The organism is Rahnella woolbedingensis (genome assembly GCF_003602095.1).
GTDB lineage: Bacteria > Pseudomonadota > Gammaproteobacteria > Enterobacterales > Enterobacteriaceae > Rahnella > Rahnella woolbedingensis.
The window spans coordinates 1-24405 of record NZ_RAHH01000001.1 but is presented as its reverse complement, the minus strand read 5'-3'; the positions used below and the strand labels follow the sequence as shown (position 1 = coordinate 24405).

At 51.0% G+C, this 24405-nt stretch carries 19 protein-coding genes; 6 read left to right on the top strand and 13 right to left on the bottom strand.

Annotation, left to right across the window (positions count from 1 at the left end):
• Nucleotides 1-353: 353 nt before the first annotated feature.
• The 5 genes from D6C13_RS00095 to D6C13_RS00075 all read left to right on the top strand — a co-directional run bounded on the left by D6C13_RS00095 (nt 354) and on the right by D6C13_RS00075 (nt 7800).
• Nucleotides 354-1742 (top strand): MFS transporter, encoded by a 1389-nt coding sequence (locus D6C13_RS00095; protein ID WP_120131027.1) that lies wholly within the window; start codon nt 354-356, stop codon nt 1740-1742.
• A 336-nt stretch (nt 1743-2078) separates the two neighbouring features.
• Nucleotides 2079-3284 (top strand): nicotinate phosphoribosyltransferase, encoded by a 1206-nt coding sequence (gene pncB / locus D6C13_RS00090; RefSeq protein WP_120130825.1) that lies wholly within the window; start codon nt 2079-2081, stop codon nt 3282-3284.
• Nucleotides 3285-3554: 270 nt separating this feature from the next.
• Nucleotides 3555-4955, top strand: coding sequence for an asparagine--tRNA ligase (asnS, locus tag D6C13_RS00085; protein WP_120130824.1), 1401 nt, complete (start codon nt 3555-3557; stop codon nt 4953-4955).
• Nucleotides 4956-5255: 300 nt separating this feature from the next.
• Entirely contained in the window at nt 5256-6368 is a 1113-nt protein-coding gene (gene ompC / locus D6C13_RS00080; RefSeq protein ID WP_279630034.1) for a porin OmpC, read from the top strand.
• A gap of 241 nt (nt 6369-6609) precedes the next feature.
• Nucleotides 6610-7800: an amino acid aminotransferase gene (locus D6C13_RS00075; protein ID WP_120130823.1), complete on the top strand. Its 1191-nt coding sequence runs from the start codon at nt 6610-6612 to the stop codon at nt 7798-7800.
• Nucleotides 7801-7879: 79 nt separating this feature from the next.
• Here D6C13_RS00075 and D6C13_RS00070 read toward each other — a convergent pair whose 3' ends face one another.
• The 7 genes from D6C13_RS00070 to cmoM form a co-directional block, all read right to left on the bottom strand.
• The gene (locus D6C13_RS00070) at nt 7880-8527 is read right to left on the bottom strand and encodes an MBL fold metallo-hydrolase (protein ID WP_120130822.1); all 648 of its coding nucleotides are present in this window, start codon (nt 8525-8527) and stop codon (nt 7880-7882) included.
• Between the two features lie 49 nt (nt 8528-8576).
• Complete coding sequence (gene mepK / locus D6C13_RS00065) at nt 8577-9128, bottom strand: peptidoglycan L,D-endopeptidase MepK (protein WP_056769288.1); 552 nt, start codon at nt 9126-9128, stop codon at nt 8577-8579.
• A 179-nt stretch (nt 9129-9307) separates the two neighbouring features.
• Nucleotides 9308-11158 carry a L,D-transpeptidase gene (gene ldtD, locus D6C13_RS00060; protein ID WP_120130821.1) on the bottom strand — a complete coding sequence of 617 codons (1851 nt, stop codon included), beginning with the start codon at nt 11156-11158 and terminating at the stop codon, nt 9308-9310.
• A gap of 401 nt (nt 11159-11559) precedes the next feature.
• Complete coding sequence (mukB, locus tag D6C13_RS00055) at nt 11560-16008, bottom strand: chromosome partition protein MukB (RefSeq protein ID WP_120130820.1); 4449 nt, start codon at nt 16006-16008, stop codon at nt 11560-11562.
• Nucleotides 16005-16736 (bottom strand): chromosome partition protein MukE, encoded by a 732-nt coding sequence (gene mukE, locus D6C13_RS00050; protein WP_120130819.1) that lies wholly within the window; start codon nt 16734-16736, stop codon nt 16005-16007. Before mukE ends, mukB begins: the two co-directional genes overlap by 4 nt.
• A complete protein-coding gene (gene mukF / locus D6C13_RS00045; RefSeq protein ID WP_112287358.1) occupies nt 16717-18039 on the bottom strand; it encodes a chromosome partition protein MukF in 1323 nt (440 codons plus the stop codon). Before mukF ends, mukE begins: the two co-directional genes overlap by 20 nt.
• Entirely contained in the window at nt 18036-18821 is a 786-nt protein-coding gene (gene cmoM, locus D6C13_RS00040; RefSeq protein ID WP_120130818.1) for a tRNA uridine 5-oxyacetic acid(34) methyltransferase CmoM, read from the bottom strand. The genes mukF and cmoM overlap by 4 nt, the downstream gene beginning before the upstream one ends.
• A 147-nt stretch (nt 18822-18968) precedes the next feature.
• On the opposite strand from cmoM, the gene elyC reads away from it, so the two are divergent.
• The gene (gene elyC, locus D6C13_RS00035) at nt 18969-19751 is read left to right on the top strand and encodes an envelope biogenesis factor ElyC (protein WP_120130817.1); all 783 of its coding nucleotides are present in this window, start codon (nt 18969-18971) and stop codon (nt 19749-19751) included.
• 8 nt (nt 19752-19759) lie between these two features.
• Here elyC and D6C13_RS00030 read toward each other — a convergent pair whose 3' ends face one another.
• The 6 genes from D6C13_RS00030 to cspE all read right to left on the bottom strand — a co-directional run bounded on the left by D6C13_RS00030 (nt 19760) and on the right by cspE (nt 24183).
• A complete protein-coding gene (locus D6C13_RS00030; RefSeq protein ID WP_120130816.1) occupies nt 19760-20653 on the bottom strand; it encodes a YcbJ family phosphotransferase in 894 nt (297 codons plus the stop codon).
• A 192-nt stretch (nt 20654-20845) separates the two neighbouring features.
• Nucleotides 20846-21598: a 3-deoxy-manno-octulosonate cytidylyltransferase gene (gene kdsB / locus D6C13_RS00025; protein ID WP_120130815.1), complete on the bottom strand. Its 753-nt coding sequence runs from the start codon at nt 21596-21598 to the stop codon at nt 20846-20848.
• A complete protein-coding gene (locus tag D6C13_RS00020) occupies nt 21595-21777 on the bottom strand; it encodes a Trm112 family protein (RefSeq protein WP_056771818.1) in 183 nt (60 codons plus the stop codon). The genes kdsB and D6C13_RS00020 overlap by 4 nt, the downstream gene beginning before the upstream one ends.
• A gap of 408 nt (nt 21778-22185) precedes the next feature.
• The gene (locus D6C13_RS00015; protein ID WP_120130814.1) at nt 22186-23409 is read right to left on the bottom strand and encodes a winged helix-turn-helix domain-containing protein; all 1224 of its coding nucleotides are present in this window, start codon (nt 23407-23409) and stop codon (nt 22186-22188) included.
• Between the two features lie 95 nt (nt 23410-23504).
• The gene (locus D6C13_RS00010) at nt 23505-23717 is read right to left on the bottom strand and encodes a cold-shock protein (protein ID WP_120130813.1); all 213 of its coding nucleotides are present in this window, start codon (nt 23715-23717) and stop codon (nt 23505-23507) included.
• A gap of 256 nt (nt 23718-23973) precedes the next feature.
• A complete protein-coding gene (gene cspE, locus D6C13_RS00005; RefSeq protein ID WP_013574839.1) occupies nt 23974-24183 on the bottom strand; it encodes a transcription antiterminator/RNA stability regulator CspE in 210 nt (69 codons plus the stop codon).
• Between the last annotated feature and the right edge of the window lie 222 nt (nt 24184-24405).

Below are 24405 nucleotides of genomic sequence, written 5' to 3'. Positions count from 1 at the left end.
TGCGCAGAGCCCTGCCGGCCTTCATACTTCTCTCTCTAAACTCTAACACAGGCATCAGAAAATCCCAGATTGTTGCCAGTCTGTGAGTGCGTATGCGCACCTTTCAACCAAAACACAGAAATTTGTCTTAAAGGGCGTTTCGGGGGTGAAAAGTGGAAGTCAGATCCGCGTCACATTCTGGACCGATAAAACTGTACTTTTCTCAATGCGTTTTTGCGCAGTTTTTTATGCTCTATTTTCTTATTCGTTACATAAATTCAATATTTAAATCCGATCGGGTGTCATTAGCATGATCATGAATACGATGAATCACTGAGGCTAATAATAAAATGAGTGACACCTGCGCCCCCGAGATGGGGATACCTAAACAAAAAACATTAAATAACAAGACATTATCAGCCCGCATTGACGCGCTTCCCGCCTCCGCCGGACTCTGGCGCTTCATCATATTGCTGTCACTGGGTGGATTCTTCGAACTCTATGATCTTTTCGAAACCGGATACATTAGTTCAGGTTTACTGGCAGAGAACATATTTCATATCGGCTCTGCGGGGGTTTTTGGTATATCCGATCAGGCCGCCTTCGCTTCCTCCACATTTTTAGGTCTTTTTTTCGGCGCGAGCCTGCTGGCACCGAATGCAGACCGCTTCGGCCGCCGGATGACATTTATGTTTGCGCTGGCGTGGTACGGCTGTTTTTCTTTGCTCATGTCGTTCCAGAACAGTGCTGAAGGCATCATTCTTTGCCGTTTTCTGGTCGGGATTGGTCTGGGTCTTGAGCTGGTGACTATCGATACCTATCTGACCGAATGGGTGCCGAGCCATATGCGCAGCCGCGCGTTCGCGTTCGCTTTCTTTATCCAGTTTCTTTCCGTACCGGCAGTGGCGCTGATGTCCTGGTGGCTGGTGCCGCAAACCTTTTTCGGGCTGACAGGCTGGCGTTACGTGGTGATTGCTGGCGCTCTGTGTTCACTGGTGGTGTGGATTGTGCGTAAAAATCTGCCGGAATCCGCCCGCTGGCTGGCGCAACAAGGGCGTCATGAGGATGCGCATAATGTGGTGAGTGCGATGGAGAAACGCTGCGGGGTCGCTGACAGCCCGGTGTATATCGCGCAAGAAAGCACAACGGAATTACCCCGAAAAGGCACGTTCAGGGAAATCTGGTCACCGGAATACCGCAAACGTACACTGATGCTGACTGTGATGAACTTTTTCCAGGCCATAGGTTTCTTCGGCTTTGGTAACTGGCTGCCCGCCCTGCTCTCCGGCAAAGGCACGACCGTCACCCACAGTTTGCTGTACGCCTTCTTTATTACGCTGGCCTATCCGCTCGGATCGCTGATTTGCAGCCGGTATGCCGACAAAATTGAAAACAAATGGCAGATCGTTCTCTCGTCACTAATGACGGTGGTATTCGGTACCTTATTCGCCCTGCAAACCAATCCGGTGATGTTGGTGATTTGCGGCTTCCTGATCACCTACTCCAACGCCTGGCTGACGTTCAGCTATCATGCCTACCAGACCGAAGTGTTCCCGACGCATATCCGCGCCCGCGCCGTCGGCTTTTGCTATTCATTCAGCCGCCTGTCGACCGTCTTTAGCAGCATTTTGATCGGCCTGCTACTGCAATATACCGGAACGCAGGGCGTGATTGCTTTCATTGTCGTCAGCATGATTATTGTGATGCTGGTCATCGGTATTTTCGGGCCAAAAACGCGGGGCATTAATCTGGAAAACATCTGATCGTTTACTATCGTGAACAAACGAAGCGGAATGAACATACAAAAATCGGGGTAAAATCACCCCGATTTTTCTTTTCTTATTGTCAGGTAGATTAAATTTATGTAATCAATTTGTGCTTTTTTTAAGCCGAAAAATCGCCTGTTTACCCATGTTTCCTATGTTTGAGCACAATTAAGCCTCGACCATTCGCAGACAATTATGATGTGATGAGGGTTCTTTGACAGGATAATACGGTATACTTCACAGACTTTGCTGTTTTATCCCGAACGTTTTTTTTACGGAACGGTTGTTTGTGTTCAAACACTCAGTTTCTGACGAGGATGCTGTAAACGCGCTATGACTTCATACGCCTCCCCGATTTTGACTTCGCTGTTAGATACCGATGCCTACAAGCTTCATATGCAGCAAGCGGTTTACCATCGCTATCGCAATATCAGCGTAGTAGCCGAGTTCCGTTGCCGCGGCGATGAACTGCTGGGTGAATATGCCAGCGAAATTCTCGAGCAAGTCCGGATGATGAGTCAGCTGGCACTTACGGATGATGAGTTTACTTATCTTTCCGGCCTGCCCTTCTTCACTCAGGACTATCTGAACTGGCTGAAAGCGTTCCGCTACAATCCTGACCATGTCACCGTTTCCGATCGCAACGGGCATTTGCACGTGCGCATTGAAGGGCCGTGGCGTGAAGTGATTATGTGGGAAGTGCCACTGCTGGCTGTGATCAGCGAAGTGGTGCATCGTCAGCGCTCGCCGCAAGTTACCGCGCAAATGGCCGTTGATCAGCTGCGTAAAAATCTCGCCAGCTTCAAAGAGCAGGCGGCAGATATTGACCTTTCCGCTTTCCGTCTGATGGATTTCGGCACACGCCGTCGTTTTTCGGGCGACGTTCAGGAAGCTATCGTCAGCACGCTTAAAAACGAATTCCCTTATCTGGTCGGTACCAGCAACTACGATTTAGCACATAAATTGCAGCTGACACCGGTCGGGACTCAGGCTCACGAATGGTTCCAGGCGCATCAGCAAATCAGTCCGGTTCTGGCCAACAGCCAGCGCGCAGCATTGCAGGCCTGGCTGGATGAATATCCGGACCAGCTCGGGATTGCGCTGACCGACTGTATTACGATGGATGCTTTCCTGCGTGATTTTGGCAGTGAATTCGCCAATGCCTATCAGGGGCTGCGCCATGACTCCGGGGATCCCTTTGAATGGGGCGAAAAAGCGATCGCGCATTACCACGCACTCGATATCGACCCGATGACTAAAACTCTGGTATTTTCCGATAATCTGGATCTGGATAAAGCACTGCATCTTTATCGTCATTTCCACCAGCGGGTGAATCTGGTGTTTGGTATTGGTACTCGCCTGACCTGTAATATTCCCGGTGTTAAACCGCTGAATATCGTGATCAAACTGGTTCAGTGCAACGGCAAGCCGGTCGCCAAGCTGTCTGACAGTCCGGGCAAAACCATTTGTCAGGACAAAGCCTTCGTGAAAGCACTGCGCAAGGCCTTCGATTTGCCGCTGGTAAAAAAAGCATCCTGACTGTCCATAAAGCGCCGGAATGCATTTCGGCGCTTTATCAGAATTTCTTTCCTTACTTTCTTTCCTTTATATACCTGCAATCTCATTCCGCTCGGCTTTTATTCGCTATCTCAATGTTTCCTGATAATCCACGCCTTTGCCTGACAATTCTTCCTCACCAACGGTGATTTCTGCTTGTGTCCTGAGAAAGGCTAAGTAACATAGCAAAATCCCTATCTACAGGGTGTCCAATATTTCTTAGTCAACATATATAAAGAAAGAGAGAAATCTATGAGCGTTGTGCCTGTAGTCGACGTACTGCAAGGCCGTGCTGCGGTTGACAGTGAAGTCACCGTACGCGGTTGGGTACGTACCCGGAGAGATTCTAAAGCTGGTATCTCATTCGTCGCCGTTTATGACGGCTCCTGCTTTAATCCTTTACAGGCCGTCATCAATAATTCTCTGCCCAATTATCAGGAAGACGTCCTGCGTCTGACGACGGGTTGTTCAGTAGAAGTGACCGGTACTGTTGTCGCATCTCCTGGCGAAGGTCAGAGTTTCGAATTGCAGGCCACCGCCGTTAAAGTTGTTGGCTGGGTGGATGACCCTGATACCTACCCGATGGCGGCAAAACGCCACAGTATCGAATACCTGCGTGAAGTGGCTCACCTTCGTCCGCGCACCAACCTGATCGGCGCCGTTGCCCGTGTGCGCAACACCCTGTCGCAGGCGATTCACCGTTTCTATCACGAAAATGGCTACTTCTGGGTGTCCACTCCGCTGATCACTGCGTCCGATACCGAAGGTGCCGGTGAAATGTTCCGCGTTTCAACGCTGGATCTGCAAAACCTGCCGCGTACCGACAAAGGCGAAATCGACTTCAGCGAAGACTTCTTCGGTAAAGAAGCGTTCCTTACGGTTTCCGGTCAGCTTAACGGCGAAACCTATGCGTGTGCGCTGTCTAAGGTTTATACCTTCGGCCCGACCTTCCGCGCAGAAAACTCTAACACCAGCCGTCACCTCGCTGAGTTCTGGATGGTTGAACCGGAAGTGGCTTTTGCTACGCTGGACGACATCGCTGCGCTTGCTGAAAACATGCTTAAATATGTTTTCAAAGCCGTTTTAGATGAACGCGCAGACGATATGGCCTTTTTTGCCGACCGCGTAGACAAAGATGCTGTTGCGCGCCTTGAGCGATTTGTAACATCCGATTTCGCACAGGTGGATTACACCGATGCAGTAGAAATCCTAATGAATTGTGGTCAGCAATTTGAAAACCCGGTTTCCTGGGGTGTCGATCTTTCTTCTGAACACGAACGTTACCTGGCTGAGCAGCATTTCAAAGCGCCTGTAGTGGTTAAAAACTATCCTAAAGATATCAAGTCCTTCTACATGCGCCTGAACGATGATGGCAAAACTGTAGCAGCGATGGACGTGCTGGCACCGGGAATTGGCGAGATCATCGGCGGTTCACAGCGTGAAGAACGTCTGGATGTATTGGATGCGAGAATGGTCGAAATGGGACTGAAAACTGAAGATTATTGGTGGTATCGCGATCTTCGTCGTTACGGTACGGTCCCGCACTCCGGCTTCGGGTTAGGCTTTGAACGTTTAGTCGCCTATGTGACCGGTGTTCAGAACGTTCGTGACGTGATTCCGTTCCCGCGCACACCACGTAATGCAACCTTCTAATTAAATAAACTATTTCTACATAACAAAATAGTTACAATACTAAGGCCAGCAATGCTGGCCTTAGTCATTTTGAAAGATAGATCCCTGTCACAAAGTTCCGTAAAATACACATTTTGTAATACATTTTTTCCAACTGAAACATATTTAGTAATTTAGTAGCATTTTCGCTATGGATTAAGCTCACCACGGATGGAATAGTGCGTTCAGACACAGGAGACACCAAACTTTCACGAATAGTTCCGTAAAGAATTATTTAAGGCAGTGGCAGGTGTCCAAATAAAACCAATGAGGGTAATAATAATGATGAAGCGCAATATTCTTGCAGTGGTAATCCCTGCTCTGTTAGTTGCTGGTGCAGCTAATGCGGCTGAGATCTATAACAAAGACGGCAACAAACTGGATCTGTACGGTAAAGTTGACGCGCGCCACACCTTCTCTGACAACGCTGGCGATGACGGCGACCAGACTTACGTTCGTTTCGGCTTCAAAGGCGAAACTCAAATTACTGACCAACTGACCGGTTACGGCCAGTGGGAATACAACGTTCAGGCTAACCACGCAGAAAGCGCTGGCGACGAAGGTAACAAAACTCGTCTGGGCTTCGCAGGTCTGAAATTTGGCGATGCAGGTTCATTCGACTACGGTCGTAACTACGGCGTAATCTACGACGTAATGTCCTACACTGACCAATTGCCAATCTTCGGCGATGACACTATGTACCAGAACAACGACAACTTCATGGTTGGTCGTGGTAATGGCATGGCAACTTACCGTAACAGCAACTTCTTTGGTCTGGTTGATGGCCTGAGCTTCGCTGTACAGTACCAAGGCAAAAACGACGAAGGTCGTGACGACCGTGGCGCAGTTGACTCCAATGGCGACGGCTGGGGTACTTCTGCTGCCTACGCTATCGGCAACTCCGGTGTTAGCCTGACTGGTGCTTACTTCTCTTCTAACCGTACTACTCTTCAGAAAGAAGATGGTGCTGGTGACAAAGCTGACGCATACGCATTCGGCGCGAAATACGACGCTAACAACCTGTACCTGGCGACCTTCTACGGTGAATCACGTAACACCACTGATTACGGCAACCCGGATTCAATCGCTAACAAAACTCAGAACTTCGAAGTTGTTGCTCAGTATCAGTTCGATTTCGGCCTGCGCCCATCTATCGCATACCTGCAGTCTAAAGGTAAGAGCCTGAACGGTTTCACCAACAACGGTTCTACCTACGCTGGCGGCGATGCTGACCTGGTTAAATACGTAGAAGTGGGTACTTACTACTACTTCAACAAAAACATGTCTACCTATGTTGACTACAAAATCAACCTGCTGGACGACAACAGCTACACCAAAGCAGCTGGCCGTAGCACAGACGACATCGTTGGTGTTGGTCTGCAATACCAGTTCTAATATCGCTTAACGATGCGCTCTCGGGCGCATCATAGTAGATATCAAGGCAGAGCTTCGGCTCTGCCTTTTGCATTTAAGCAATTCAAAAACCGAACTTTGCTACCCTCTTCTATAAAAAATTTTAATCTCACACGCCTTCTCACAACTCTGCTTTCTTTTTGCCGCAAACGGTTGGCAAACGGTAGCGCTGGCGGTACCCTGAAGCCCTCTTTCGTCATATCAGGCTATGGAATTTTCCGACATGTTTGAAAAAATCACTGCAGCACCTGCTGACCCTATTCTGGGTCTTACCGATCTTTTCCGCGCGGATGATCGCTCGAATAAAATCAATCTTGGGATTGGTGTTTATAAAGATGAAACGGGTAAAACGCCGGTTTTGGCCAGCGTGAAAAAAGCCGAACAATTCCTGTTGGAAAATGAAACCACGAAAACCTATCTGAGCATCGACGGGTTGCCTGATTTCGCGCATTGCACGCAGGAACTGCTGTTCGGTAAAGACAGCGCAGTGATTGCAGACAAACGCGCCCGCACGGCACAAACTCCGGGCGGTACCGGTGCCCTGCGCATTGCAGCAGATTTTATTGCAAATCAAACCACCGCTACGCGCGTGTGGGTCAGCAATCCGAGCTGGCCGAACCATAAAGGTGTATTTTCTGCCTCCGGTCTGGAAGTTGCAGAGTACAACTATTACGACGCAGCAAATCACAGCCTGGATTTCGACGACATGCTGAAAAGCCTGAGCGAAGCGAAAGCCGGTGACGTGGTGTTGTTCCACGGTTGCTGCCATAACCCGACGGGTATCGACCCGACGCAGGAACAATGGGAGACGTTGGCGGAATTATCACTGGCAAACGGCTGGTTACCGCTGTTTGATTTCGCTTATCAGGGCTTTGCTAAAGGTCTGGAAGAAGATGCCGCTGGCCTGCGCCTGTTCGTCGCCAGCCATAAAGAATTACTGGTCGCCAGTTCTTACTCTAAAAACTTCGGTTTATACAATGAACGTGTCGGTGCCTGTACATTAGTCGCCGCAGATGCTGAAACAGCCGATCGCGCATTCAGCCAGATAAAATCAGTTATCCGTACAAACTACTCTAACCCGCCAGCACACGGCGCAGCGGTTGTTGCCACCATTCTGGGTAATGAAGCGTTGCGCACGCTGTGGGAGCAGGAACTGAGCGATATGCGCCAGCGTATCCACCGTATGCGTCAGCTGTTTGTCAGCACCCTGCAGGAAAAAGGGGCGCAGCAGGATTTCAGCTTCATTATCAATCAGAACGGAATGTTTTCATTTAGCGGCCTGACCAAAGATCAGGTACTGCGTCTGCGTGATGAATTCGGCGTTTACGCGGTGAATTCTGGCCGTATTAACGTCGCGGGCATTACGCTGGAAAACATGGCTCCGCTGTGTGAAGCGATTGTCGCCGTGCTGTAAAGAACCAGCGCTGCCGTCGCATTAAAAAAGCCCGTCAGATGATTAATTGACGGGCTTTTTGTATTCCGGTAATCAACTTTTACCAGACAGGCATTTCGTCCTGCAGGAAGGGATTGTTTTTACGCTCGTAGCCAAAGTCTGACATCGGGCCGTGGCCTGGTATAAAGACCATGTCATCGCCCAGAGGCAAGAGTTTGGTTTTGATCGAATGGATCAGCGCCTGATGATCGCCGCGCGGGAAATCACTACGCCCGACGCCGCCTTTGAAAATCACATCACCGGAAACGGCAATACGCGCTTTATCATTGATGAAAACAATGTGCCCCGGTGTATGACCCGGACAATGTAATACGGATAAGATTTCTTCGCCCACGTTCACCGTGTCACCTTCTTCCAGCCAGGTATCTGGCGTCAGCGGGTCACAGTGGTCAAGGCCAAACATCTGACTCTGTGTCGGCAAAGCATCCAGCAGGAATTGATCTTCCTTCTGCGGGCCAATAACAGGCACCTGATAATGCGCAGCCAGTTCAGCTGCAGCACCCACGTGATCAAGATGACCATGCGTCAGCAAAATCTGAGTGACCAAAACACCTTTGGCAGACACTTCCTGAATAATCCGCGCGGCTTCGCCACCGGGATCGACAATGGCGGCCTGGTTGGTCTTCATACACCAAATCAGAGAGCAGTTCTGGCTGAAAGCCGTGACGGTAATAAGATGGATTTTCATAGGGCTCCACAAAATGGCCTGCACATTGGCAGGCCATTAATTACACACATCACCAGGTCCGTGCAGGCCCGGTATCGATGTGCACAAAGTTACTTCGTGGATAATATCCTACACCACCCATCCGCATTTTTAACGCGGCTTTGCGGATATTACTCAATTCGATTCCCTGAATGTGGAAATCCATTGCCTGTCCGAGCGTGTGATAACTGTGTTTCGCTACCCCACTTCCCGGTTCACGCATACTGTTATTGGTTGCCAGTGAGCGATAGCCGGAAATCAGCTGAACAGGTTTATTGGTGCCACCGAGCATAACCTGCAGACGATAAAGATGGTCGAACAAGGCAGGATCGATAGATTTTACCTTTTCCGCCCGATAGTCTCTGAACAGATGATTCAACCGAGCCAACTCATCCTTGTTGTAACGCTTTCCATCAAAAAACTCAGTTTTGAGGGTTTCGCCGGTATTTAAGTTATTAACGACTAAAATACGCGGACGAGGAGTGGAAAGAGTGGCAAATGCACGACTCGGAAGTAATGCAATCCCCATAGCGGCACTGCCCAGTGCCAGCCATTTACGGCGATGTTTGTCGATTTCATTCATGAACAGTTTACTATCCGATAAGAGAGTCAAAAATAAGTGCGATTGATGCACCGTTTCGAACCTTAACTGCCAACTATCGGCGAGTCAAGAGACCCCGATACGCAAAACGAGCGTGCCAGGGACTCACGCTCGTTGTATGGCCAAATACTCTGACCCTTATCAGATTAGTTTTACTGCATTTATTGAAGCAAAATTTCTGCCTGAGGCAAAATTTGCGCGCCAGATCTCACTGTTGCATCATAATTGTAAATATCGGTGCGGAACTGCGGCTTACCATCATCCGCAACCCAGGCCGTCAGATAAAACAGTTTTACTGGTATATGATGGCGGATTGCGACGTAGGTGGTGTTCCCGCCCTGTAATGCAGAAGAGATACGCGTGTCATTCCAGCCAGCGTCCTGCAACAACATATTCGCCAGTTCAGACGCTTTATTCACCCTCACGCAACCTGAACTCAGCGCGCGAATATCTCTGCTGAAAAGATTATGGTTCGGCGTGTCGTGCAGATAAATCGCGTCCGAACTTGGCATATTAAATTTATAGCGGCCAAGCGAGTTGCTTACTCCCGGAGCCTGACGGATACGGTACGGGAAGTGGTTAGGGGACACCATTGCCCAGTCGATCATGGAAGGATCGATGACTTCCGCGTCATTGCTCCAGCCTGACAACACCTGATAGCCATGTTGCTGGAAGTAGCCGGGATTGTTCATGGCTTTCGGCACGATATCTTCACGCACTAATGTTGTCGGCACATTCCATGGAGGATTCACCACCACGTTATTAAGCGCACTGCTCATTAGCGGAGTCTTACGACTCGGACGTCCGACAATGACCCGTGATGTCAGCACTTCATTGCCATTGAGATAGTAGGTGAGCTGATAGTTGGGAATGTTTACCATAATTCCGGTATTCACATTCCCGGGCAGGATCCGCAAACGCTGAATATTCAGCGCCAGCAGTGTCGCACGCAACTGCGGCGAGGCATTCAGCCACTGACGCGTGCGCCCGCCGATGATGCCATCGGCTTCCAGCCCCTGCCATTTCTGGAAGCGTTTCACCGCTTCCACTAAGTCAGGCGTGTACTGGTTGTTCGAAACGGCAACTGGCGCAGCCGGTGCGGGGGGTTCTGTCGACTGAACCGAAGGCAGAACATCCTGAACCGATGTCGCAGAAGGACTTACCGCTGGCGTCGCTGGCTGAGCTTTATCTGCGCTTTCGTCCACAGACAAATCATCATTCGCCGCACTCCCGGGTGTATTCGGGGCGATAGTTTCATCCGTCGGCTTCGGAGCGCTGGTTTCCTGAGGCGAGGCGACCATCATGCCGGTTCTGGTGAGGATCTCTCGCAGTGCCGGAACATCGTCACTGATTTGATCAGGACGCAGACTTGCTGAACCGCGCATTGCGGGCCACGGACGATTGTCCGCCAGCATCGTTTTCAGCGCATCATGCATTTTGACGTAATAAGGATGCTGTGGCGTCAGCGTCGACAGATAGCGCGCGGTGTCATCCTGTCGCACCGCCAGCTGCCACTGGTTAATCACCGTCAGTGATGGCGTCGTCATCTTGTAAGGTGTCGTACCGTAAAGCCACTTATCCCCGTTGGCCTCCACGCTGCTGGTAAACTGCAAATATCCCAGCATCGCATCAGACAGCACAACATCGCGTGCCATACCGGTCACTTCAGGATCAGTCAGCCATTTTACCCATTGTGTAAACTGCGGCTGAATACCTGAGATGGCCAGTTCAGCTAATTGCTGCTGGAAGATCTGTACTGTTTGCCGATCTTTCCACATCGGCTGCATATGGTTAGCCGCATAAAGCGATGAGAGAGATGACAGATACAGAGGCCGGATGCCTCTTGGCATGAGTTCTGCCTGCAACTGGCTCATGCTCTGCACGCTGGACAGCGTGGTCTTCCCTACCGGCAGGGTGGGAACTACCGCCCAGGCAGCAAACCACGGAGACAGACCGCTCGCCAGCAAGCAGCTGGCGACTAAAAACCTGAGAGACCTTTGATTCATTAACATCTTCCTTTGCCTCCCGATAAATTGCCCAATTCATTCTCCAAAATTAAGCCAGCAACGTCTGACTTAAGTATATAAACAGAATTCTTTTTTTGCGCGGTAGCTCAATGAAATACAGTCTGCGTGTAACGTGAAGACTCTAAGCCAGCCGTAAGCCGAAATAAAGGTTTGATTGTGCACTTTCCACTCACCGACGATCCGTCAGCTCAGATTTCATCCAGTCATTAGGACAATCTTTATTTTATAATTAATAAAAGAGGAAATTTTCAGAGAAATATCTGATGAATGAATTAATTAGCGTCGAGAAGGAAGAGTCTAAAAGAAAGAATCACAACGAAACAACGGGAAATGAGTTTAAAAAAAGCCCCGACATAAGCCGGGGCATGATCGTATTTTGAAAATAATCAGGAAACGTCAGCTTCAGTATTGGCCAGTGCAGGAAGTTCTGCGGCAAAACCGCGTAAACCCACCACATGCACATGCTCATTATTGCCAAATACTTTACGCACCAGTTTATACGTCGTCCCTTTTTCCGGGCTGATGTTTTCCGGCGCAGCGATGATCAGCTGCATTTCCAGACGGTCACACAGCTCGAACAACGTGGCGATGGATTTCGCATCCAGACGCGCGGCCTCATCAAGGAACAGCAGGCGGCATGGCGAAATATCTTTGCCACGCATACGGCTCGACTCATCTTCCCAGCTCTGAACCACCATCACCAGAATCGACATACCGGTACCGATCGCTTCACCGGTCGACAGCGCGCCACTTTCCGCGCGCAGCCAGCCGTCTGAACCACGGTTGACTTCCACTTCCATTTCCAGGTAGTTGCGGTAATCCAGCAGTTCTTCGCCGATGGTTTGTGGCGTGCGCTGACCCATATCAATTTGCGGGTTCAGACGCTGATACAGTTTCGCCAGCGCTTCCGAGAAGGTCAGGCGGTTACTGCTGAACAGGTCCTGATGCTGTTCCTGCTGTTCAGAAAGCACATCCAGCAGGCCCGCATGGGCTTCACGCACGTTCACGTTCAGACGCACACTTTTCACCTGACCAAACGCCACAGCCTGCAGCCCCTGGTTCAGCTGACGGATACGGTTCTGTTCGCGCTGAATGGTTTTACGGATGATGTTCGCCACACTTTTCGAGCTGATGGCCAGTTGCTGCTCGCGGGCGGTCAGCTCTTCAGTCAGACGTCCCAGCTCGATTTCCATCTGCTCGATGGCTTCGACCGGATCGTCGGTGCGGATAATATCCTGACGGATACGTTCGCGCAGATGCTGATACACGGCGATATAGAACTGGATTTTACGTTCCGGACGTTTCGGATCCTCAGAAAGACGCAGCACGTCGCGCAGATGCTCGTTATCAGACACCGCGAGGCGCAACGCACCCAACGCTTTATCCGACATCGAACGCAGTTCGTCGCCATCCATGTAAGCCAGCTCACGACGGTGCAGACGACGCTCAACGCCGTTGTCTTTCACCAGACGCATGACCGCACACCAGCCCGCTTTCGAGGACACCACCTGTTCACGGCTCTGATGGTAATCGCGCTCAAGCTTACGCAGTTTTTTCTGCAGATTATCCATTTCTGCTTCGCAGAAGGTGATCTGTTTTTCCAGCTGGTTGCAACGTGCACGGTTACTGCTGAGCGCGGCGTGCAACTCATCCCGACGGGTCTTGGCACGCGCTTCGGCATTCGGATCAGCCTGAACGCCGATATCCTGCAATTCCTGGCTCAGCTCTTTGAGCATATCGCGTTTGGCATCGAACGAACTTTTCAGCGACGCCAGAACCTGACTGTACTGAGTCAACTGAGTCTGATGCTGACGCATCTGCTCACGGGCACGCGTACGTTCTGCTTCCGCATGTTCCAGACGCTGACGCAGTTTGTCATTCAGGTCGCTGTTTTCATTGAGCATGCCGGCAGAATCGGTATAGCTGAAGTGCGCACGGCGCTGAACCACTTCGGTCAGGGCAAATGCCTGCTGTTTCGCCAGACGCTGTGAATGCTGCGCCTGCGCGTAATCTTCTTTCAGCTGTTCGTGCTGTTCCGGATCGCTTTGCAATACCGACACCAGCGGTTCCAGCTTAGCCAGTGAAACACCGTGCTGCTGAATGAAACGGGCAGAATCCTGCGCCTCTTCCATTTCTTCGCGGATTTCTTCCACACGGTCAATCAGCGTTTCGTCGCACAACAAACCCACGCGCGGCTGCAATTTATTGAGCATACCGATCGCATCTTTCGCCTGATCGTATTGCTGACGCTGTTGCTGATTCTGGCCTTCGTGCGCATTGATAGCACGTTCCAGTTCGCCACGACGACCGCTCAGGGTACGGATTTCCGCTTCCGGATCGGCATCAAATGCAACGGCCAGATGGCTGCCGATGAAACGGCTGAACGCCTGATGCGCACGCTGAATTTTCTGCACGTCAAACGACAGTGTCGCGTAGCGCTCAGAGAGATTTTCACGCTCTTTATGTAAAGTCTCAAGACGATTTTCACGCGCCGCACGGCCAAACAACGGTACCTGCGGGAAGTGAGAATAACGCCACTGGCGATCCCCGGTTTTCACCAGGACAGCACCCTGCATTTCTTCGACTTCAAACACGTTGTCATCGAATGACTGCGGATCCCCCTCGATCAGATACAGATCTTCCGGGCAATCATCCAGTCTGTCGAGCTGATCGCGGATCAGAGACAAATCCGGCACAACAATCGCGTGGCGTGACGGGCCATACAACGCGGAGAAGTAAGGCGCATCGTCGATGGTCACGTCATCATAAATTTCAGATAACAACACACCACCGAAGCGTTCTGCCAGAGCGATTAAGCGGGAATCTTCCGCACCGCTTGGCTGACTCAGACGAGTGATCTGACCTTCAATACGACGTTTGCGTGCAGCCACTTCGTCACGCTCAACGGTGGTTTCGCGCTCCGTTTCCAGCAACTGCTGCATGTATTCGGTAACCTGCTGGCTGCTTTCCAGCGGTTCTTTACTTTGCTCGCTTAACTGGCTGAGAGCCTCCTGTGCGGCCAGCCAGACCGGCGCACGGGCGGTCAGTTCGCGAATGCGGGACTGAACACGTTCCAGCTCCTGACGCATTTCCATGCGACGTTCACCGGCCTGCGACACCACGCCCTGCAATTCTTCAATCTGCACTTCCAGCTCGCGCTGCATTTCGTCCAGATCTTCCGGATGCACATCCTGACCGGTGCGTTTACAGAATTCCTGCAACTGACGTTCGGCGTCCTGCTGTTCACGCAGTCGCCCTTCCAGCTCGGACAAGCGCATACGCAGCGGTTCAACCCGTTCCGCCTGATGTTGCTGCGAAGACCAGTCGCGCAATAATTCACGCGCCGTCTGCCAGGCTTCGCTGCGGCTAACTTCACCGGCGATTTTCACCACCAGCTGATAAGCATTTTCGAACTGATTATGGGCGGCAGAAGCCACGCTCATTTTCTGTTCCAGCATCAGCAGTATTTCAGTGGCTTCCTGCTCTTTGTTCTGGAATGTTTCGAGCCATTCTTCGCTGTTCTGAATGCTCAGATCAGGGATCTGACACAAGTCACGGGCGCGCTCAATGGCCTGTAAGGCTTGCTGGTACTGGATTGCACGGGTTTGCTGAACATCCAGCGCCTGCTGATAATCGGCCAGCTGACTTTTCAGTTCATCCACTTCAAGCTCAGCCGCTTCCGCACGCGCTTCGTGCTCTGCGTGCTGTTCGCTGGCTTCCGCCACCACTTCGTTCTGTTCTTCCAGACGGTACGTCAGTTCTTCAAGGTCACCTTCGTAACGCTCGATTTTTTCCTGCTGACGCATCGCGGTCTGAACCAGACTCAGATGGTCACTGGCAGCCTGATAATCGGTTTCCAGATCACTTTGCGAACCACTTTGTTCAGCCAGTTCACGCGCCATTTCGACATGACGATATTGCTCGCTGGAAAGCTGTTTGCGGCTGGTCAGCAAATCGTTACGCAGCACCAGCGCGCCATCAAGATGAATGCGGCGTTCGTTGGCATGGCGCATATAGTCGGCGGCTACGTAAGACGTCGCTTCAGAAATCAGATGCTTAAACAGATCACGATCAGATTGTGTAACGCGGATCGCTTCCAGCGTCATACGGTTTTCACGCAGCGCCGCTTCCATATCCTGGAACGCTTTGCGCACACCGCTGTTTTCCGGCAACAGATAGTCGCGCAGGGAACGGGTGATGGCGCTGGAGATACCGCCGTACAGTGAGGCTTCAATCAGGCGATAGAATTTACTGCGATCAGACGCGGAACGCAGACGACGCGGGATAACACCCAGGTCGAACATCAGCGCATGGTAATCGGTAATCGAGTTGAACTGCTTGAACTGCACGCCTTCCATTGCTTCAACGCGCTCTTTCAGCTCATGCAAAGGCAACACGCGGGCCTGACGCTCGCCAACCGTTTCTGTCAGCATTTCTGTCGGGTTTACCGCAACCGGCAAGCCCTGAATGGTGAAGGGTTTGATGTCGACTTTACGGTCACGACCGGCAACCTGTTGCAGACGAACACCCACAACGATGCGCTGATGGCGCGAGTTGACGACATCCAGAACCGAGTAACAGACACCTGCGCGCAATTTACCGTGCAGACCTTTGTCGCGTGAGCCAGATGTTGCGCCCGCTTCGGTAGTATTACGAAAATGCAGCAACGTCAGATCGGGGATCAGCGCCGTGACAAAGGCGGCCATGGTGGTGGATTTACCCGCCCCGTTACCGCCGGAAAGCGTGGTGACCAGTGAATCGAGGTCAAATGTCCGGGCGAAAAAGCCGTTCCAGTTAACCAGCGTCAGTGAGCGAAATTTACCGCGTTCAATCATTCCTGTTCATCCTCTGCGCTCTCATGCCCATGCTGCCCTGCCAGCGGTTCGCCGTCTTCAGTTTCGTCATTCAATGACAACGCGCTGTCGACTGGCATCGCTTCGCCGTCGCGGATCATGCGCAACTGCGCTTCTCGCGCGTCATCGCCGCTGCGGACATCCGCACCAAAACGAAACACCGCTTCGGTGATACGGAATTTGCTGCTGTCGACGCCCATGAAATACACCATACCCAGGCGGCGCAGGCGATTCAGTGACGTGCGGACTTTATCCTGCAACTTCTGGCGATCTAAATCCGAGCCGGTTGAGCGCTGGTTGACGTATTTCAGCAATTTGCTTTCGTCAGCCAGACTCAGCAATTCGTCATACAGCTCCTGCTGGGTAAAAATCCCCTCATGAGCCAGACGTTCCGGGCTGAGATACAAATAGCAGAGGATTTTCCCAACCATCATGTCCAGCTCAGAAAGCACGGAGCGCGGGATAAGCGTGGTGGAACGCGGACGCAGATAGAAGAAGCCTTCCGGTGCCCGGATTAATTCCACGCTGTAGCGGCTGTAAAACAGTTCCATCTCTTCCTGATAGTCCATCAGGAAAGCGTGGTTATCCAGTTCGTCAATGCCGATGTGACGGCCAGAACGCAGCTGGCTGTCGAGAGCAGGAAACACTGAGTTCGCCAGTGCCTGCGCCAGCTTAGCTGGCATTATGTGTTCAATATTTGTCGATGACATGGGCCTGCACCTTGGCTCCGTAATCATTGATTGCCTGCCATTCGGCATGCAACCCTGAAAAATCTGCTTCAGCCACACCGAGGCGTACCGCCTGGTCGACCACAATTCGCGCGACATCAAAATGTCGGGCACGCGGATACTGTTTAAGGTATTCGCGCATTACCATGCCCAGATTGAGCGGCGTTTTTTGTTGCTGATAAACTTGTAATGCCTGTTCAATCAATGCCGCAAGTTGTTCGCGGATTTCGTTAAATTCTTCAAACTCGAGATCTGGCGGAAGTTCGCCGGTCACTTCTTCGCTGCGCAGTGCCAGCTCTTCGTCACGCATATCCAGCAGACGGTCAGCATTGGCAAAGGTCAGCGTCCACGGCTGGTCAAAGTAGTTTTGCACCGACTGACGCAGACGTTGCGCGAACACCCGGTTTTTATCCATGTCGATCGCAGTACGGATAAATTTATGCACGTGGCGGTCATAGCCAATCCACAGGTCAATGGCCTGCTGACCCCAGCTGGTAATACGGTCGAGTTTGTTCTGTAAATCGAACACCAGTTTGTCGACGAAACTCAAGTCGAGTTCAACCATCGTGGCGTCCTGAATGCGCATCAGATGCGCCTGTAGCAGGTTGCCCGCGGCTTCGAGCGTATCTTGTAATTCACGCAGCGTGCCGGAGGTTTCTGACAGAAGGATTTCACAGCTGGAAATGGCCGCGCGCCAGTCTTTATTCAGCAGTGCGGCGATATCGTCTTTCACACCCTGCTGCTGTTCATCCATGATGCGCTGGGTCATGTCGATGCTGTCAAAAATCTCAGCAACGGAATATTTCAGGGGCGCGTAAACGTTACGATGCCAGTGGAAATCATCGCCGCCCTCTTCGGCCGCATCCGCCGCACGTTTGAGTTCCTGTGCAACAATCGACAACTGCATAGACAACCGCAACGTGGAAAATTCACGCTGGCGGATGTAATAATCTGAAATTCCGATCGCCAGCGGGGTCAGGCGATAAATGGCATTACCGTCCGCCATTTCACTGACAAAACGGTTGAGCAAGCGCTGACGCACCATGTCATTGATGGCGTTATTGGCACGTACGGTGATGGTTTCGTTCGTCTGCTCAAATCCTTTGCTGACATGACGAAACGCATCAACCAGTTCACCCTCACTCATTTCCCCGTCAAGGCGCTCGCTGTTTAACGTGGCAATCGCCAGAAGAAAAGCCAGCCGCTCCGTTGGCAGCGAAATTGAGAAATCATTTTTCCGTGCCCAGGCGACCAGTTCGGGTACAGTCTGGGAAAATTCACTCATAATTCGTCCTTCAGAATGGGTTTGTGCGCCATCACATGGATGTAACGTCCCAAACTAACAAAAGGTTCCTGACGGCAATAACGCTGCTCCAGTGCCAAAAGCTCGTCAAAATCCTGCTTATGTTGTTGTCTGTTTCGCAAATAATCGTGGAACACTCTAACACCGGTCTTGCCGCTTATCTGCATTCCCAGTTCTTCCAGCCACTGATAAACCTGCGCAGGTTCCAGCGGATGATCGGGTAACAGGGAACTTTTTTTGATTTTTGGCACGCCCGCTTCGACATGACCGAAATTGCCGAGGATCATATGCCGCATGACCAGACCGTGGATATTGTAAAACATCAGCGATAATGCGCCACCCGGTGCCAGACAATCGACCAGCGCGGCAAGCGCCTGACGAGGTTCTGCCAGCCATTCAATGACCGCATGGAACAATATCAGATCAACCGGCTGTTCCAAATGCTCTGCAATGTTCTGAGCCGGACATTGTACAAATTGCATGTTCCCGCTCACACCTTTTTCCACCGCAGCCGCCTCGGCGCGTCGGATCATCTCACCGGAAAGATCGCACAACAAGACCTGATGTCCTAAAGCGGCAAGTTCACAGGCCATTTGCCCTTCGCCACCGCCCGCATCAAGAATATGCAACGGACGCTGAGGCAACGTGTGTAGCAATTCCTGCAGATCCTGACCCAGCACCGCCTGACGGATACGTCCCTTAGTCGTGCCGTAGATATTGCGCGAAAACTTTTCCGCCATATCATCGAAGTTACGATCCTGCATGAAGATATACCTGTTCCTGATGGTGCATTCTGTTAAAGGGTTTATCTGCGCGACCTGCTATTTTGGCACAGGCTGGCATAGAATAAATCATCCTGACGCGGATTCATGCCCGGATGTCGTTTTTTCACCCAAAAGGACCGGTTTCAGATGTTATTTATCCTAAAAAAGACCTTCGGTGGCCTGTTATTACCGCTGCCCTTTATTCTGGTCATCATGGCGGTTGCACTGGTATTACTGTGGATGACCCGCTGGCAAAAAACCGGAAAAGTGTTTTTTTTACTGAGTTGGCTGCTGTTACTGCTGCTAAGTGTGCAGCCGGTCGCGGACAGTCTTCTGCGCCCCATTGAATACGGGTATCCGACCTATCAGATATCTGCGCATGCGCCCGTTAAATTTGTGGTGGTTTTGGGAGGGGGTTATACCTACAACCCAGACTGGGCGCCAAGCTCCAATCTCATCAGCAACAGCCTGCCACGGGTGACAGAGGGTATCCGGATTTACCGCGCGAATCCGGGTTCGAAAATGATTTTTACCGGCGCACAGGCGATGACGAATCCGGTCAGCAGTGCAGCGGTAGCGGGTAAGGTGGCGCAAAGTTTAGGGGTGCCGGAAAGCGATATTATCTTGCTCGATAAACCCAAAGATACGCATCAGGAAGCGCAGGAAGTCAAAGCGCTGATCGCAGACCAGCCTTTCGTACTGGTAACATCAGCGAATCATTTGCCACGGGCGATGGTGTTTTTCCGCCAGCAGGGATTGCATCCGATCCCGGCACCGGCGAATCAGCTGGCGATCGATTCACCGCTTAATCCATGGGAACGAGCCTTGCCACAGGCCTTGTTCTTATCGCACAGCGAACGGGCATGGTACGAAACTCTGGGGCGCTTGTGGCAATGGATGACGCTGTCCGCGCCCGCAACGCAGGAGTGAAGTCCAGCTCAGTTCAGCCACGGCAGCAACTGTTGCCGTGCAAAATCAAACTGGCGGCGATCGAGTTTACCCGTGTGGATCATGTGAGCAACGCACTCCCACACCAGATACATCCATCGGCGGGCAAGGAAGCTTTCCGAAACCGGCGCTTTTTGCAGATAGCAGAACAGCAACTCCTCGCTCATCCCCCTTTCCCACAGGCGGAATAAATCAAACTCACGTGGTGCCCACAGTACTGGCCCCGGATTGAGCATCGCCAGCAGTTGATCGCTGCGCGGATCTTTTAACATACTTCGCAGCGACAGATTGCCGTGAACCAGCACCGGCGTATCGTCAAAATCTTCAAACAGCGCCGCAATGCATTTACGGGAACGAAAAAGCAGCGTGCGGTCTTCGGGCGTCAGTTCCGGCGCCTGTAAATTCGACAAGGTCGCCCACAGCACTTCCACTCTTTGCGGATACCAGTTCTGCCAGCTGTTTTCCTGTGTGCTGTCGACGGAACCGACGCAGCCATGACTGTCGATGCGGTGCCAGGCCAGCATCGCTTCGACAATTTGCTCCTGTAATATTTTCCACCGTTCCGGCGTACGCGTCGGGGCTTCCGCTGAAACACCACGCAGCCGCTCGATTAGCAGGATTTCCTGATAAGGTTTCTGATGCGTGGTGACCATGCCATAGACTGTCGGAACGCGTACCACGCCCTCTTTCGCCAGCATTGATAATTTATAGGCTTCCTGTCCGGCGATACCCTGACAAATAAAACTTTTCGCCAGCAAAGGCATGGCGTAACCCTGCTCATCATAGAGGGAAAACAGATGGGCATAAGGCTGCTCACTCACACATTCCAGTCGGGACAAACGCTCGCCCAACACGATGCTCAATTCGGCTTTTAGCTGTTCCATAACGTGTTCGCAGTGACGAAAAAGTTAACGTTTATGATGAAAGCTTCGGTGGCGGATTACCCCGTTTCAGATCAAACAAAAACCGGATAATGAAGGCAGAAAAAGGAAGATGTCGCGCAAAACGCCGGGAAAGTCTAAAAGAAGAAACGGAATGTCGGGACACTCCGTCTTATTACGAATGGATCAGGATCTTTATTTAGGGCTCAGGATTGCGCGCACGCGTTCTAAATCTTCTGCCGTATCCACACCCACGGACGGAATAGCTTTCGCGACATCAACGTGGATTTTTTCACCGTACCACAGTACCCGCAGCTGTTCGAGCAGTTCGATGTGCTCAAGCTGGCTCGGTTCCCATTTAACATACTGGCGGATAAACCCTGCGCGATAGGCATAAATGCCGATGTGGCGGAGGAAAGTATCCCCTACGGTCTCTTTCGAGACGGCAAAACGCTCACGTTCCCACGGAATAGTTGCCCGTGAGAAATACAGCGCATAACCCCGTGCATCACGAACGACTTTTACAGCATTCGGGTTGAACGCTTCTTCCGCCGTTTCAATAGGCACGGCCAACGTCGCCATACCGGCTTCGCTTTTTGCCAGATTGTCTGCCACCTGACGAATGATCACCGGCGGGATCAGCGGCTCATCACCCTGCACGTTCACGATAATTTCGTCATCAGCAAACTGGCATAACTCAATCACTTCAGCCAGACGCTCAGTACCGGACTCATGATCAGGACGAGTGAGGCAGACTTCGCCACCGGCTGCTTCGACAGCTTTTGCCACATCAGGATGATCGGTTGCCACAATCACTCTTTTCGCCCCGGACTCAAGGGCGCGTTCCATCACATGCACAACCATCGGTTTGCCGTTGATATCTGCCAGCGGCTTGCCGGGTAAACGGCTTGACCCAAACCGGGCCGGAATAATCGCAATAAAACTCATGGATGCGTCTCATCAACAGAAAGCGGACGGGCTTCATTTTCTAATAATACCGGGATACCGTCGCGAACCGGATAAGCCAGGCTGTCTGCCTTACACACCAGTTCCTGTGATTCTTTATTAAAGTAGAGCTTCCCGTTGCAGACAGGGCATGCAACGATTTCAAGTAAACGATGATCCATAAGTTCCTCCCGGAGGCGAATACACCGCGTTTTCAGCAAGGTGTAACGCAAAAAAACATTGGAAAACACAAGACAGCGGTCCCAGAGGATAGCATAACGCCTGTCACCCGTTAATCCTCAGTTCGCCCGCGCCTACCCCTAAAAGGTTAATTCAATGTGAATGAAAAATTTCATCAGGGAGTGATTGCGTTGAAGATTGAGTGGGAGTACAATTTTTTTGTGATGTAGGTCACACTATCAACCCCACAGAAGAGCACTAAAATGAAAATCATTAACAAAATTATCGCAATGTTCGCTAACTTCAGTCACTAATACTGAAGTCACACCTGCAATCATCGTGAAATAACGGCTGCCTGACGCAGCCGTTTCATTTTGCGGGATCCCACTTACAGAACGTTATTTACAGCATCAGACCTGCCAGTCAGTCCCCCACAACACCATAAGTGTTTCAGGCACATTTCCCGTCAATACGTTTTCAGCGCCCTGCCACTGAGCAAACCGCGTAATCGCACCGTGAATATCCTGCGCGCGACGCGTCGTCATTGCGACCTGTGGTTCAAGATGCAAACTTTTCACTTCCAGGATTTTTTCTTTGCGATGCATTTTGGCATCGACACGGCCAATCAGTTCACCACGCTGTAATACCGGAAGCGTGAAATACCCGTACTGGCGTTTTGCCTGCGGCGTATAACACTCAATCCGGTATTCAAAATTAAACAGCACCGACGCGCGTTTGCGGTCCCACACTACCGGATCAAAAGGTGAAAGCAGCGTGGTGACGGTTGACCTTATTTTTGATTCTGTCGCTTGTTGCAACAAAGAAAACTGTTGCTGATGAACGTAAAAAACACCTTCAAGCCCTGTGACTTCGACCGGTGTGATTTCCTCATCTGCCAGTAATTGTTCAATAACAGCTTGGGTATTCACGCGCCTGAGGCGGTAATAGTCAGCCAGCCATTCCGGTTTGAAAATGCCGAGATACTGCGCCGAGCGTCGCAGCATCTGGAATTGTGCCGCATCTTGATTAAGAGTCTGGCTGGCATCATCCCAGCCTGGCATAACCCGTTCGGCCAGGTCGTATACCCGGTGGAAATTGCGGCGCTCAGACACCATCAGTTTTCCCGAGGTGAACAACGTTTCCAGATGTTTTTTATGCGGTTTCCAGTCCCACCAGCCACTGGCAGATTTTTTATCTGCGGTGAAATCGGCCGAACGCACAGGACCGTTCTCTGCAATATGCCCCAGCAGCGCCTGAATATCTGATTCATGCTCATCAAACCAGGCCTGGGAAAACTTCCAGCCCATTCCCTGTGGATCCAGCATCCGGTGTCGCAGCAGTCCATAATCTTCGCGGGGAATAAAGCAGGCTTCATGCGCCCAGTACTCAAAGATTTTTCCGCTGGCGAGGGCTGCTTCCAGCCATTGCGGAGAATAGCTACCCAGGCGACTGAACAGAACCAGATAAGGGCTGCGGGCCACCACGCTGATGGTGTCGATTTGCAGCAATCCCATGTCACGGATAGCCTCTACAACATCGGCCGCAGACGGTTTTCTGGTCAGGGGTTTTAAGAGATTTTGCGCAGATAAATGCAGGGTGCGGGCTGAAGCGAGAGATATAACCGGGTGAGACATATCGGTATCCATGGCAGCGAATAAACTGTGGATACCGATAGCATATTTTTTCCGGAGCGTAAAATTCAGCTCAACGGTGAACGACTAAATCAGACTCAGAATGCAATCACATCTGCCGCTGAAGGGCCGTGTGCCACGCTGCGATAGGTTGTAAACTCTACCTTCTGACCTGCGCTGAGTGATTTATTTTTGGTATTGGCGATGGCCGTACGCTGAACGTAAATTTCAGAAGTACCATCAAGCGGGCAAATAAAACCATAGCCTTTAGCCTGGTTGTACCATTTAACTAAACCCATTTTTAACATCATAATTTCTATCCTTTCTTTTGGGCATCCATGAACACACTTTTTTATTATTGTTCGGATGCGTTTGCCCATTTCTAAGTTATTTTTTTATAAAAAACCTCTAATGAGCGAATTATTTAACGATTATTTTTACTTTTTGCTGTTTAAAACTTAAAAATTAACAGACTTCTTCTCACTAAAAACCCGCCATAGGGCGGGCTTTATTCTGCTGATATAAATCACGATTCACGTTATTTTATATCACCACGCCAGTCTCTTATCAGAGAGCGATAACGTTGGCAGCAGCCGGACCGCGCGGGCTGTCCTGAATGGTGTATTCTACACGCTGGCCTTCAGCCAGAGTTTTGAAGCCATCAGTTGCGATTGCAGAAAAATGTACGAATACATCTTTACCGCCATCAGCTTGCTCAATAAAACCAAAACCTTTGCTTTCATTGAACCACTTAACCTGACCATTTTTCTTAGACATCTTTAAAACCTTATTACGAAATATAAAATCCTGCCATTCGGCAATTTTGGCCAATAGTTCAGACAATTACTTATGGGGAGGACTTAGAAGGTTCGTCTTGGAAGCGGAATCATCGGGAAAGAGATAACGTCTGGGAGGAACTGCTTTACTCTACTCTCATACATAAATAGCGCTGCAACACAGGCTGCACGCATTTACTCATAAGTATTGCCTGATAGCAAG

Excerpts from the sequence above, each read along its gene's own strand:
- D6C13_RS00095 (WP_120131027.1), top strand. The coding sequence starts at position 354 with ATGGGGATACCTAAACAAAAAACATTAAATAACAAGACATTATCAGCC.
- pncB (WP_120130825.1), top strand. The coding sequence starts at position 2,079 with ATGACTTCATACGCCTCCCCGATTTTGACTTCGCTGTTAGATACCGAT.
- asnS (WP_120130824.1), top strand. The coding sequence starts at position 3,555 with ATGAGCGTTGTGCCTGTAGTCGACGTACTGCAAGGCCGTGCTGCGGTT.
- ompC (WP_279630034.1), top strand. The coding sequence starts at position 5,256 with ATGATGAAGCGCAATATTCTTGCAGTGGTAATCCCTGCTCTGTTAGTT.
- D6C13_RS00075 (WP_120130823.1), top strand. The coding sequence starts at position 6,610 with ATGTTTGAAAAAATCACTGCAGCACCTGCTGACCCTATTCTGGGTCTT.
- D6C13_RS00070 (WP_120130822.1), bottom strand. The coding sequence starts at position 8,527 with ATGAAAATCCATCTTATTACCGTCACGGCTTTCAGCCAGAACTGCTCT.
- mepK (WP_056769288.1), bottom strand. The coding sequence starts at position 9,128 with ATGAATGAAATCGACAAACATCGCCGTAAATGGCTGGCACTGGGCAGT.
- ldtD (WP_120130821.1), bottom strand. The coding sequence starts at position 11,158 with ATGTTAATGAATCAAAGGTCTCTCAGGTTTTTAGTCGCCAGCTGCTTG.
- mukB (WP_120130820.1), bottom strand. The coding sequence starts at position 16,008 with ATGATTGAACGCGGTAAATTTCGCTCACTGACGCTGGTTAACTGGAAC.
- mukE (WP_120130819.1), bottom strand. The coding sequence starts at position 16,736 with ATGTCATCGACAAATATTGAACACATAATGCCAGCTAAGCTGGCGCAG.
- mukF (WP_112287358.1), bottom strand. The coding sequence starts at position 18,039 with ATGAGTGAATTTTCCCAGACTGTACCCGAACTGGTCGCCTGGGCACGG.
- cmoM (WP_120130818.1), bottom strand. The coding sequence starts at position 18,821 with ATGCAGGATCGTAACTTCGATGATATGGCGGAAAAGTTTTCGCGCAAT.
- elyC (WP_120130817.1), top strand. The coding sequence starts at position 18,969 with ATGTTATTTATCCTAAAAAAGACCTTCGGTGGCCTGTTATTACCGCTG.
- D6C13_RS00030 (WP_120130816.1), bottom strand. The coding sequence starts at position 20,653 with ATGGAACAGCTAAAAGCCGAATTGAGCATCGTGTTGGGCGAGCGTTTG.
- kdsB (WP_120130815.1), bottom strand. The coding sequence starts at position 21,598 with ATGAGTTTTATTGCGATTATTCCGGCCCGGTTTGGGTCAAGCCGTTTA.
- D6C13_RS00020 (WP_056771818.1), bottom strand. The coding sequence starts at position 21,777 with ATGGATCATCGTTTACTTGAAATCGTTGCATGCCCTGTCTGCAACGGG.
- D6C13_RS00015 (WP_120130814.1), bottom strand. The coding sequence starts at position 23,409 with ATGTCTCACCCGGTTATATCTCTCGCTTCAGCCCGCACCCTGCATTTA.
- D6C13_RS00010 (WP_120130813.1), bottom strand. The coding sequence starts at position 23,717 with ATGATGTTAAAAATGGGTTTAGTTAAATGGTACAACCAGGCTAAAGGC.
- cspE (WP_013574839.1), bottom strand. The coding sequence starts at position 24,183 with ATGTCTAAGAAAAATGGTCAGGTTAAGTGGTTCAATGAAAGCAAAGGT.